Raw genomic sequence first — 11735 nt, 5'->3', positions numbered from 1 at the left:
ATACCTGGAAAACACTCCAAGGTAAGAAACAGAACGCGACATATTATTACAGGATTGATTGATGGAATTCTTTATCGACACAGCGGATATCGACGAGATTCGCGAACTAGCGGCAACCGGCCTTGTTGACGGCGTAACGACAAACCCGTCCTTGATTGCCAAAAGTGGTCGTCAGTTTATTGAGGTCATCAAAGAAATTGCCGACGTCGTACCTGGCCCTGTTAGCGCCGAAGTTACATCCCTTGAATATGACGGCATGATATCTGAGGGTCGTAAGCTTGCTGCCATCGCAGACAATATTGTTATCAAGCTACCCCTTACACCTGATGGACTGAAAGCGTGTAAAACCTTCTCTGACGAAGGTATCGATACCAATGTAACGCTTTGCTTCTCTTCCGCTCAAGCCCTATTGGCGGCAAAAGCTGGCGCAACATATATTTCACCTTTTATCGGGCGCCTTGATGATTTGGCACAAGACGGTTTGATGTTAATTTCAGACATTGTTGAAATCTACAGTGCCTATCCGGATATCAGCACAAAGGTTCTGGTTGCTTCTACCCGTAGCCCCCTTCATGTGGTTGAAGCGGCAAAGATGGGTGCAGATACGGCAACCATTCCACCAGCCGTTCTTAAAGCAATGTTCAAGCATCCATTAACCGACAAAGGTCTAGAGGCCTTTATGGCTGACTGGAAAAAAACCGGTCAATCCATTCTCTAGCAAGTGGTGTAGGACAAGATTATGAGCAGCCCTTCTCAGGATGTAGAGACAGATCAAATCAAAGAACCTCTCATCACTGCGCGTCATGTCGAAAAATACCTTCGTCAGCACGCGGATTTTCTGGTGCAACATCCCCAAGTGATAGACACCCTTGAGATTCCCGGAAAAACAGAAGGGCGCGGTCTTGCCGATCTGCAACAGCATATGATTGAAAAGTTGCGCAATCAACTTGCTCAGATAACAAGAGAACGTGATGTTGTCATATCAAGAAGCCATCACAATAAGCTAACTCAAGACAGAACGCATCGGGCTGTCACTGCGCTAATTTCTGCCCAGAACTTTGAACATCTGATTGATATTATCAGCACCGAACTTCCCATCATCATGGGGATGGACGCAATCGCCATAGGTGTTGAGCAACCTGGCGAATCAGATGTCGCAGCCCCCGTAGAGGGCATTTCCTGCCTTCTCCCCGGTATGGTCGACGGATTGATCGGCAGCGGGCAACCAGCCGTTCTTCGAAGCCACATACAAGGCGATGTTTGCCTTTACGGCACCATGGCCCCCCTTATCCAATCTGATGCCTTGATCAGGCTACATATCTCGTCGACAACGCCCCCAGCCATGCTAGCATTCGGTTCACAAAGGGACGATCAATTTGAACCTGGCCAGGGCACTGAGCTGATTCGTTTTATGGGCTCAGTAGTTGAGAACACGATCAGAACTTGGCTTAAATTACCTGAATAATAAACTCACAAGGGGAAGAACAATAAAAAAGCCCCCCCAAACGACACAGAAAATCGATCTCACAGTTCTTCCCTGGAACGATGATGTGCAAGATGCTTTCGAAGATTGGTTAAGCTGGCACCGCAACGAAAAAAGATCCTCTGACAAAACGATTGAAGCCTACGCACACGACATTCGATCATTTTTAAGATTCCATGCTGAACATAGCGGTTATAACGTAACTTTGAAATCAATAGACCAGCTTCAAATCCGCGATTTCAGATCATGGCTTGCCGCTCGCACCGGACAAAATTTAAGTAAGACCTCAACTGCCCGGGCATTGTCCGCTGTCCGTGGCCTGTTCAAATGGATGAACAAGCAGCAGCTGGTCAATAACCATGCCCTTGATATTCTTCGTACACCGAAGAAGACACATGCCGTTCCCAAAGCGCTCACCAAAGAAGAAGCGCAACAAGTGATGGATCAAAGCTCTAGACTTCAAGACGACACTTGGGTTGGTCTCAGAGATCAAGCTGTGCTTCTTCTTCTCTACGGCTGCGGCCTACGTATTTCAGAAGCACTGGAATTAAACCAAGAAGATACTCCGCAAAAAGGACAAGATTTCCTTCGCATTTTGGGCAAAAGAAATAAAGAACGTCTGGTACCTATTTTACCTGTTGTTACCGATGCTATAGCAGAATACCAAGCAAGTTGCCCTTTTCCACAAAGCCCGAAATCGCCCCTTTTCTTTGGCGTTAAAGGAAAACGGCTTTCACCAAGAATTATACAACTCCAAACACAAAAGCTCCGTGGCCTGCTTGGCTTACCAGAGACCGCAACGCCGCACGCTCTTCGACATAGCTTCGCTACCCACCTGCTTTCCAATGGCGGCGACCTCAGAGCGATTCAAGAGCTCTTGGGCCATAACTCACTCTCCACAACACAGCGTTATACTGATGTAGATGCAGACGAGTTGCTAAAGGTATACGACAAAGCCCATCCGACGACGAAGAATTAACCCCATGCACTCTAATCGTCCTCGACCTGCATCGCTGCAGTCTCTGGTGTTGAGGTTCTCGCTGGCGGAGTTGCGACATAGGCAACCTTATCGTCTGTAGCGACAGGTGCACGGCGCGTGATACGCCAAATCGTATAGAGCACAATAAGTACATGCGCGCCCAGCGATGTCATAAACAAACCCGACGTTCCAATGTTCGCCATTCCAAAACCTGATAGCAAGGGACCAACGATAGAGCCCAAACCAAAAACAAGAAGCAGTCCACCACTCACCTGGATAAAACTGCCTTCCGAAGCATGATCGTTCGCATGCGCAACAATCACCGGATACATGCTGAAAATCGATGCGCCGAAGAACCCAATGAGGATCATATTGAAAAGCTGTGTTTCTGGTGCAATCAGGATAAAGGACAAATCTACAGCTATGGCTGTGAGTGCAATCACCAACAAAACTTTTCGTCGATCCATTTTATCCGAAAAATGACCGACAGGTACCTGCACCAAAGCCCCTGTCAGAATTGGAATACTGGTAAAAAGCGCAACACTCGTAAGGACGAGGCCGATACGGTCAGCATAAACAGCGGCTAATGTTCCGAAAGAAGCATTGGAAATGCCCACCATGAAAACGGCAAAAACAGCAACAGGAGAATTTTTCCATAACCCTTTTATATCCAGACTAACTTTAGCCAAAGGGTTGGGCGATGCGCTGGATGAAACCGCCGTAGGGACCAAAGCCAGACAATAGAACATCGCCCCCAAAACAAAGAACAAAAAGCCCGCACTATCACCAAGGGGCAAAACCATCTGACCTGTTGTTGTCGCAGCAAGTGTTACCATCGTATAGACCCCGAAAATTCGCCCTCGCGAACTGGCATCAGCACGCTCACCCAGCCAGCTTTCGACAATCATCGCAGCCCCGGCGAAACAAAAGCCCGAAACAGCACGCATTGGTATCCAGGCAAAAGGAGACACAACCAACAAGGAACTTAGAATAGCAAAGGCAGCAAAGGCAGCCATAACGCTAAACGCACGAATATGGCCAACCTTGGAAACGAACCTTGGCACAACAAGACAAGCACTCACGTACCCAACGGCCCATCCCGTTCCAAGTAAACCCAAAGAGAACGCTGAAAAGCCTTCCATATTGCCGCGCACTGGTAAGATCAGCGCATTGATGCCACCAGCAAAGAAGAGAAAGGCAGCCCCTAATAAAAGCGCACTAATTGGTAAAAGTTGGCGAATCATAAATCGAAATGTTCCTGTTACGTTGCTAAATCAACGATATGATTAGGTACTAACTCTATACAGCAAAAATCATCACATCGGCCTATGATCTCTGACCTCTAATCACTGGCCTGTGCGAACGGCACCAGCACAGCGCAGCCTATGCAATATTTCCCGACGACAAAGGCTTATCACGACCAAATTTGTGAATGATCAAGGGTCCCATAAGAACCCCTATACCCATTGTCGAAAAAGCCGCTGCCCATGCCATGGTATTTCCACTCCCCCCAAACAGATCCAAAACTGCCCCAAAAACTATTGGCGACAAAGATCCTGCCGCGAAGCCCGCAAGTGACTGCAAAGCCATTGTCGCGCCCTTTCTTTTAAGGTCAGAGTTCGCAACCACACCAGATGTCAGGGAAGACGAATCTGCCGTTGTAGATATGCCATAAATAGTAAAGACAATAATAACAATAACAAAAGGTAAGCTAGCGGAAAATCCGATACCAAAGCCGATGAAAGCTGACGCCCCCATAACGATGGTCAACAACTTACGGCGGCCATAACGGACCGAGAACTCATTCCCAATGACACTCGCAGGAAGCCCAAGAAGAAAGACCCACGACGCAATTTGTGTGGGGCTCCAGTCAAAACTTTCCATAGGCTGTAATGAAAGCGAAAAGACTAGAAAAGCCACCAACCAGGCCCGAAGAGCAAACAGCTCCCACAAATGGGCCGCATAGGCGAGGATATACCCAAGTGCAGGTCGGTTAGCGATAACAGGTCTGAAGTTAACCACATCACGTAAGGGAATATGGTGTTCTGGTTTTAACCCTTTCGAGACAAAAAATAGAACCACTAACCAAGCAAAAAAACTACCTATACCCGCAACAATAAACGACCACTGCCACCCCAACAGCTGCCAAACTTCCCCCGCGACAAAGACAGAAACGCCAGTTCCAATCGCAAAGTGGGCGGTATAATAAGCCACTGCCCTGCTCTGTTCTTTTTTCCCATGAATAAGGTCTGTTAGCAGTTTAAGGCCGACCATATAGGTCCCCGCAAGGCTGATCCCAGCGAAAAGCCGGAAAAACATCGCTGTCCAAAAACCTTCTGCAAAAAATGCAAAGCCCAGTGCAGCAAAGCCGCCTAAAGCCATAGAATACAAATATATCCTGCGGGCATCCTCACGGTCAGTAAAAGCAACAAGCAGCGGCACTGCCGCCGCATAACCGCCATAGTAAATACCGCTGATCCAGCCGATTTCAGTATTATTGAGGTACCATTTTTTTTGGAAAAGCGTGATCAGGGCAGAAAATGTGGCGTTATCCAGCATCCCCAACACTTGAGAAAGGCACATCACCGCAATCAATATTGTCGCTTTTTTAGCTGTGCTTCCATCAAGCATCTATTCTGCTCCTCTCTATTTCGTCCGATGATAAGCCGTGAAGCCCCTGCATTGTCCAGACTTAATTCCACTTGCTGAAGATGAAAGGCATAAAACGCTCAGGAATCAAAAAGGGCAGCCCAAAGCTGCCCTCTATCATAGAAACGAAAGGTCTATCAGCTTACATATGAATGGCACGCTTATCGACAGCCATTGCAGCTTCCTTAACCGCTTCACTCAACCCCGGATGAGAGTGACAGGTTCTGGCGATATCTTCCGCTGAGCCACCAAATTCCATCACAGCAACGGCTTCGGACAACAATTCGCCTGCTGCGGGGCCAATAATATGAACACCAAGAACCTTATCGCTTGTTGCATCAGACAGAATTTTCACCTGCCCATCTGATTCACCCATGGCACGGGCGCGGCTGTTGGCACTGAAAGGAAACTTACCCACATTGTAAGCAATGCCAGCTTCTTTCAGAGCTTCTTCGCTTTTTCCAACTGTTGCAATTTCAGGATGGGTATAAACAACACCAGGCACCAGATCGTAATTCACATGGCCTTTTTGTCCGGCAAGAGTTTCCGCACAGGCAACCCCGTCTTCTTCGGCTTTGTGCGCCAACATTGGTCCAGGAACACAATCACCAATCGCGTAGATGCCGTCCACAGATGTTTTGAAATTGCCATCAACCTGAATCACTCCACGTTCCATGACAACACCCAATTCTTCAAGACCAAGGCCAGAAGTGTAGGCGCGACGTCCGATAGAAACCAGAACCGTATCAACTTCCAGCTCTTCAACTTTCCCTTTTTTGACAGATTCCATCGTCAGCTTAACTTTGCCATCCACTTTTTCTGCTGCTGTAACCTTCATACCCAATTTGAATTTCAGGCCCTGTTTACCCAAAACACGTTTGGCAAGTTTGCCGGTTTCTTCATCAATACCGGGAAGGATTTTATCGAGGAACTCAACAACAGTGACTTGCGCCCCAAGGCGTGACCAAACAGACCCAAGTTCCAGACCGATAACACCTGCACCAATGACAACCATGTGTTCTGGTACTTTTTTCAGCGAGAGCGCACCTGTAGAAGTTACAATCTGCTCTTCATCCGTCTCAATACCCGGCAACGGTGTTGATTCAGAGCCCGTCGCGATCAAAATATCTTTGGTTTTTAGCGTCTGTTCGCCGTCATCACCTTTGACAAGAACCTCACCAACCTTTGGAATAGATCCCCAGCCCTTGATGTAATCAACCTTGTTTTTCTTAAGTAGAAATTCAACGCCTTTGGTCAGATCTTCAACGACCTTGTCTTTACGACCCAACATGGTTTCCAGATCAAGTTCGAAGGATCCTTTAATGCCATGCTCGGCAAAATGTTTTTGCGCATCCACAAACTTCTCAGAAGAATTCAAAAGCGCCTTTGATGGCATACACCCGACATTCAGACAGGTTCCGCCCAATGCGCCCCGCCCTTCAATACAGGCCGTTTTCAGGCCGAGTTGAGCAGCACGAATTGCGGCAACATACCCACCTGGGCCACCGCCAATAATGACCAGGTCGTAAAGAGCTTCACTCATTTTTCTAAGGATCCTTTCCGTATTCAGGGTCTTCCCCATACCGCCAGAAAAGATGCAGTCCTGTAAGATGACAGCAAGACTATCGCATCAAGTCGGCTATAAGCTATTTGATTTCGTCTATCTGGATAGCATAGGAAGCCCGAACGATATAGCCTAGATGCAATAATTTCTCAGAAAACAGCATTCAGAAGAGCCCCCCTTAAGCAAGGGACACAATTCAGGCCATGTTCAAGTTTCCTGAGCAAAATAAAACAATAAGCAGGACTCCGCTACTAAACAGCGTTTTATCACGGACGAGAATAACAACATTCCGATAGAGATCAAATATTTCTTATCGGAAACAATAAGAAAATTCTCCACTAAAAGGTAAAATAGCGATATGATAGAGAGAACTCAATAAGTTGGGACAGGCTATGCAGAGCAAAGAGACGCCAAGAATCGTCGAACCGAAGGCAACCATTTCAGGTGCAGAACGCACTTTGGAACCTTTGAAACTTGGCACGCGCCTTCGGGATGTACGCAAAAACAAAAACTGGACGTTAGAAGAAGCCTCCAAGCGGACCGGCTTGGCGCGCTCGACCTTGTCAAAAATTGAAAATGACCAAATGTCACCCACCTTCGAAGTCGTACAAAAACTGGTAACCGGCTTAGAGATTGATATCCCTCAACTCTTTACCAAGGGCGACCTTCAGGCAAATGTCGGACGTAGAACGGTCACGAGAAAAGGGGAAGGAAAAGAGCACCCCACTGCAACTTACCAGCACGAACTTCTTTGCACCGAAATCATCAACAAACGCATGATTCCCTTCAAAAGTACTATTCGCGCCCGATCCATGGATGATTTTGGCGAACTTGTCCGCCACAATGGTGAAGAATTTCTCTATGTTCTCGAAGGCGAACTAACTTTTTATTCAGAATTCTACGAACCAGTTTCACTTAAAGAAGGCGATAGCCTGTATTATGACAGTGGTATGGGACATTCCTGCGTATCTACCAGCCCACAAGACGCCGTCATCATCTGGGTCTCTACCCCACATATCTAGTAAAAAACTGATATTGCTAACCTTTTGCCCCTGACCCTCAATAGATCACGCTTTTTTTATTTCAGTCAACAAATCCTATATTGCGAAAATATTTCCGATAGGATAATACTTTCGCAATTAAAAATCGACCATACGATTTATTGAATAGCTCCCAGCAGAGTAACTCTTATCAACGTATTGAGTGCGTGATCGTCCAGCAAACGCAGCGTACCAAACAGTTTTGCCTACATTTGGAATAGGCGAACCAGGGGATAAATATGGAAGCTTTAGAAGCGCTTACAAATATACTAAATTACATCAATGGCATTGTATGGGGCGCCCCCATGCTTGCCCTCATTCTCTTAACAGGTCTCTTTCTTCAGATCGGGTTGACCTTCTTACCTCTTCGCAAAATCAGCTATGGCTTTTCTTTGCTGTGGAAGGGAAGAGAAAAAACTGAAGACAGTGGTGAAATCAGCCCCTTTAACGCACTGATGACATCGCTATCAGCCACGATCGGTACAGGAAACATTGCCGGCGTTGCCACCGCGATTGTTATCGGCGGTCCTGGCGCGCTTTTCTGGATGTGGTGTACTGCATTGGTCGGCATGGCGACAAAATATGCCGAGGCTGTTCTCGCCGTCAAATATCGTGAAAAAGATGACAATGGCGACCACGTTGGCGGGCCGATGTACTACATCAAAAACGGTCTTGGCAAAGGTTGGTACTGGTTGGCACCAACTTTTGCTATCTTCGGGTCTATTGCTGGTTTTGGCATTGGTAACATGGTTCAGTCTAACTCCATTGCCGCGGCAATCAACACATCCTTTGGCCTTCCTTCTTACGTAACAGGCGGAATTCTATTTGTTCTCACCGCAGCTGTTATCCTGGGTGGCATCAAGCGTATTGGTTCTGTTGCCGGGAAACTGGTTCCAGCCATGGCGATCATCTACATTGCCTGTGGTCTGATTGTACTCGTGATCAATGCAGCTGAAATTCCAGCAGCCTTCGGCCTTATCTTCCAACACGCCTTTACTCCAATTGCTGGTGCAGGTGGCTTTGCAGGCGCAACAGTATGGATGGCAATTCGTTTTGGTGTAGCACGTGGCGTCTTTTCAAACGAAGCTGGTTTGGGAAGTGCTCCAATTGCGCACGCCGCAGCAACTACAAATGATCCTGTCAGACAGGGTAGTATTGCAATGTTAGGTACCTTTATTGATACCATCATCGTTTGCTCGATTACTGGACTTGCTATCATTACCAGTGGCACATGGACAAGTGGTGAAAACGGTGCGAGCCTTACATCACTTGCTTTTGAGACAGCCCTGCCGGGTGTTGGCAACTACATGATTGCTATCGTTCTTTCAATCTTTGCCTTCACCACCATTTTGGGTTGGAGCTTCTATGGTGAGAAATGCATTGGTTTCCTCTTTGGAACAAAAGCAATCTGGCCTTTCAGAATTGTCTGGTGTGTAGCTGTTTTTGTTGGCGCTTCCCTGAAGATTGACTTTGTATGGCTGCTATCTGATACGCTTAATGCAATGATGGCGCTACCAAACCTAGTTGCACTTCTTCTTCTAAGCCCTGTGGTTTTCAAACTAACCAAAGAATACTTCCAGGACAAAGAAGCAGAGAAGAAAGAAGGATAGTTTCTATCCATATCAGGTGCGGTTAACCTTAACTTCTCGACTAAGAGTTAACCAACCAGATAAAATGACAGTAGCTCATGGGTGAGTTTATAGCGAAGCCTCTGGTACTAAAGTATCAGAGGCTTTTTAATGCGGTTACTTAAGGGAATATTTGAAACTTGAGAGGCTTAGCTTTCAGCTTCGTCTTCACTGATATCGTCTTCTTTACCCGCAGGTAAATGAATGACAAAGCCAGAACACTCCTTGTCAGCGTAAGGCTTCACACGGGAAATCATTTCTTTTTTGAGAAGCTCGACCAGATGTTTTCCGACGGGACGAAAAAGTGTCTCACCTTGCCCCGGCACCGGCGGATCAAGGCGAATCAAAACAGACCTAACATCACGGCGACGACGTTGACGTTCAATCATCTGACGTACGGATTCCAGCGCATGCCTCAGATCCAAACCAGTAAGGTCCAGCTCAAAATCTGCATACCCGCTGCCATCAATAAGATTGTTCAGGTTTAGTGTATCGTCTTCCATACCGCACCCTCTTTATCATGCATCTCAAAAGAGACGCCACATGCGCCCATCATTATATCGACAAAACATGACAGTACCAAGTAACCATTATTAACGAGCCTTCCAAACAAAAAAGGGAAGCCGAAGCCTCCCTTTTTTAATCTTGGAATGAGCTTACATACTCAAAAGAAGGCGCTGAGGATCTTCCATACATTCTTTGATACGAACAAGGAACGTTACAGCTTCACGCCCATCAATCAGGCGATGGTCATAACTAAGCGCCGTATACATCATCGGACGAACAACAACCTGGCCGTTTACAGCAATCGGGCGCTCTTCAATTTTGTGCAAACCAAGAATTGCAGCTTGCGGCATATTCAAGATTGGTGTTGAAAGCAACGATCCAAAAACACCACCATTTGTAATGGTGAAGCTTCCGCCCGCCATATCATCCATACCAAGCTTGCCATCACGCCCCTTCTTCGCAAGGTCGCCCAGACTGCCCTCTATTTCAGAAAAGCTCTTCTTATCGCAATCCCGAATAACCGGCACCATCAACCCGGATGGTGTTGAAACAGCCATACCGATATCAAAGAAGCTGTTATAAACAATATCATCGCCATCAATACGTGCATTCACAGATGGAACATCCTGCAATGCCTGAACGACCGCTTTGGCAAAGAAGCTATTAAAGCCGAGACGAACACCATGCTTTTTCTCGAAAGCTTCTTTATATTGTTTACGCGTATCCATCACCGCCGACATATCAATTTCATTGAATGTTGTCAGCATCGCAGCGGTATTCTGCGCTTCTTTCAAACGACGAGAAATAGTCTTTCTCATCTTTGACATTTTTTCACGTGTTTCACGCTCTTCGACCGGCGCGGCAGACGTGCTCGCGGTCCCAGAAGCAGGAGAAGCAGAAACAGTTGGCGCAGGTACAGGTGCAGCCGGAGGATTCTTCAGATGCTCAAGAACATCACCTTTTGTCAAAGCACCGTCTTTGCCGCTACCCTTAACCTGATGTGGATTAAGGTTATTTTCTGCAATCAGCTTAGCCACAGCAGGAGGCAAAGTCATCGCAGCTGGAGATGTATTACCCTCGAGGAAAGTAACCAAGTCAGCTGTCGTCACTTTGCCGCCAGCACCCGAACCGTTAATTTGAGAAGGATCCAAATCATTGCCCGTTGCTGGCGTTGCAGCCTTTGGCGCTTCTTGTGACGAAGCTGGTGCACTAGATGCGGCAGCAGGTTTAGAAGCAGCTTTTGCACCGCCAGATCCAGGTGTAATAACGCCTAGAATTGCGCCGACGCCAACATCAGAATCAGCCTCTGCAGCAATGGACGTCAACACACCCGCAACCGGGGCATTAACTTCCAAGGTGACTTTGTCCGTCTCGAGTTCGCAGATAGCTTCGTCCTGAGCAACGCTATCCCCAACAGACTTCATCCATTGCGCAACTGTGGCCTCTGTCACGGATTCACCTAGAACAGGAACGGGAATTTCAACAGGCTCACCTGTTGCTTCAACCGCCTCGGGCTCTGCCGCTTCTGAAGCTTCTGCAGGTGCCTGCTCTTTGGACTCAGCTGGTTTTGATGCAACAGGAGCCGAAGATGCTGCACCTTCGGCGATTGATCCAAGTACGGCACCCACTTCAACATCATCACCTTCATTGGCAACAATACCTTCGAGAACACCAGCAACTGACGCATTTACTTCTAACGTGACCTTGTCTGTCTCAAGCTCGACAATAGCTTCATCCATCGCAACTGCTTCACCTGGCTGTTTCAACCATTTCGCAACTGTTGCTTCTGTTACAGATTCCCCTAGTGCCGGAACGACTATTTCGGTGGCCATTTTTTGTCTCTATTATGTTTATTATGCTATGTGTAATTTGAACGCGCTCACAT

10 protein-coding genes are annotated in these 11735 nt (G+C 47.2%); 5 read left to right on the top strand and 5 right to left on the bottom strand.

Annotated features, from left to right (window positions below; genetic code table 11):
* Positions 1–61: 61 nt before the first annotated feature.
* From fsa to ACN0W5_RS14720, 3 genes are all read left to right on the top strand, one after another.
* Positions 62–718 (top strand): fructose-6-phosphate aldolase, encoded by a 657-nt coding sequence (gene fsa / locus ACN0W5_RS14730; RefSeq protein WP_417454853.1) that lies wholly within the window; start codon positions 62–64, stop codon positions 716–718.
* A 21-nt stretch (positions 719–739) separates the two neighbouring features.
* Positions 740–1465, top strand: coding sequence for a DUF484 family protein (locus ACN0W5_RS14725; RefSeq protein ID WP_417454852.1), 726 nt, complete (start codon positions 740–742; stop codon positions 1463–1465).
* Between the two features lie 85 nt (positions 1466–1550).
* Positions 1551–2462 (top strand): tyrosine recombinase XerC, encoded by a 912-nt coding sequence (locus tag ACN0W5_RS14720; RefSeq protein WP_417454851.1) that lies wholly within the window; start codon positions 1551–1553, stop codon positions 2460–2462.
* 11 nt (positions 2463–2473) lie between these two features.
* Here ACN0W5_RS14720 and ACN0W5_RS14715 read toward each other — a convergent pair whose 3' ends face one another.
* From ACN0W5_RS14715 to lpdA, 3 genes are all read right to left on the bottom strand, one after another.
* On the bottom strand, positions 2474–3706 hold the full coding sequence (locus ACN0W5_RS14715; RefSeq protein WP_417454850.1) for an MFS transporter: 1233 nt from the start codon (positions 3704–3706) through the stop codon (positions 2474–2476).
* A 139-nt stretch (positions 3707–3845) separates the two neighbouring features.
* Positions 3846–5093 (bottom strand): MFS transporter, encoded by a 1248-nt coding sequence (locus ACN0W5_RS14710; RefSeq protein ID WP_417454849.1) that lies wholly within the window; start codon positions 5091–5093, stop codon positions 3846–3848.
* A gap of 160 nt (positions 5094–5253) precedes the next feature.
* Positions 5254–6654 carry a dihydrolipoyl dehydrogenase gene (gene lpdA, locus ACN0W5_RS14705; protein WP_417454848.1) on the bottom strand — a complete coding sequence of 467 codons (1401 nt, stop codon included), beginning with the start codon at positions 6652–6654 and terminating at the stop codon, positions 5254–5256.
* A 413-nt stretch (positions 6655–7067) separates the two neighbouring features.
* Between lpdA and ACN0W5_RS14700 the strand changes: the two genes are divergently transcribed.
* Together ACN0W5_RS14700 and ACN0W5_RS14695 are read left to right on the top strand one after the other, a co-directional pair.
* Positions 7068–7697 (top strand): helix-turn-helix domain-containing protein, encoded by a 630-nt coding sequence (locus tag ACN0W5_RS14700; protein WP_417432160.1) that lies wholly within the window; start codon positions 7068–7070, stop codon positions 7695–7697.
* Between the two features lie 257 nt (positions 7698–7954).
* Positions 7955–9325 (top strand): alanine/glycine:cation symporter family protein, encoded by a 1371-nt coding sequence (locus ACN0W5_RS14695; protein ID WP_417454847.1) that lies wholly within the window; start codon positions 7955–7957, stop codon positions 9323–9325.
* A gap of 167 nt (positions 9326–9492) precedes the next feature.
* Here ACN0W5_RS14695 and ACN0W5_RS14690 read toward each other — a convergent pair whose 3' ends face one another.
* Positions 9493–9846, bottom strand: coding sequence for a hypothetical protein (locus ACN0W5_RS14690; protein WP_417454846.1), 354 nt, complete (start codon positions 9844–9846; stop codon positions 9493–9495).
* A 153-nt stretch (positions 9847–9999) separates the two neighbouring features.
* Complete coding sequence (gene odhB / locus ACN0W5_RS14685) at positions 10000–11682, bottom strand: 2-oxoglutarate dehydrogenase complex dihydrolipoyllysine-residue succinyltransferase (protein WP_417454845.1); 1683 nt, start codon at positions 11680–11682, stop codon at positions 10000–10002.
* Positions 11683–11735 lie beyond the last annotated feature (53 nt).

The organism is Kiloniella sp. (assembly GCF_048270245.1).
Classification (GTDB): Bacteria; Pseudomonadota; Alphaproteobacteria; order Kiloniellales; family Kiloniellaceae; genus Kiloniella.
The sequence above is the reverse complement of the archived record's forward strand: the minus strand, read 5'-3'. Positions and strand labels throughout refer to the sequence as shown.

Coding starts and splice junctions, on each gene's coding strand:
- lpdA (WP_417454848.1), bottom strand. CDS start 6,654: ATGAGTGAAGCTCTTTACGACCTGGTCATTATTGGCGGTGGCCCAGGT.
- ACN0W5_RS14715 (WP_417454850.1), bottom strand. CDS start 3,706: ATGATTCGCCAACTTTTACCAATTAGTGCGCTTTTATTAGGGGCTGCC.
- ACN0W5_RS14695 (WP_417454847.1), top strand. CDS start 7,955: ATGGAAGCTTTAGAAGCGCTTACAAATATACTAAATTACATCAATGGC.
- ACN0W5_RS14725 (WP_417454852.1), top strand. CDS start 740: ATGAGCAGCCCTTCTCAGGATGTAGAGACAGATCAAATCAAAGAACCT.
- ACN0W5_RS14710 (WP_417454849.1), bottom strand. CDS start 5,093: ATGCTTGATGGAAGCACAGCTAAAAAAGCGACAATATTGATTGCGGTG.
- ACN0W5_RS14690 (WP_417454846.1), bottom strand. CDS start 9,846: ATGGAAGACGATACACTAAACCTGAACAATCTTATTGATGGCAGCGGG.
- odhB (WP_417454845.1), bottom strand. CDS start 11,682: ATGGCCACCGAAATAGTCGTTCCGGCACTAGGGGAATCTGTAACAGAA.
- fsa (WP_417454853.1), top strand. CDS start 62: ATGGAATTCTTTATCGACACAGCGGATATCGACGAGATTCGCGAACTA.
- ACN0W5_RS14700 (WP_417432160.1), top strand. CDS start 7,068: ATGCAGAGCAAAGAGACGCCAAGAATCGTCGAACCGAAGGCAACCATT.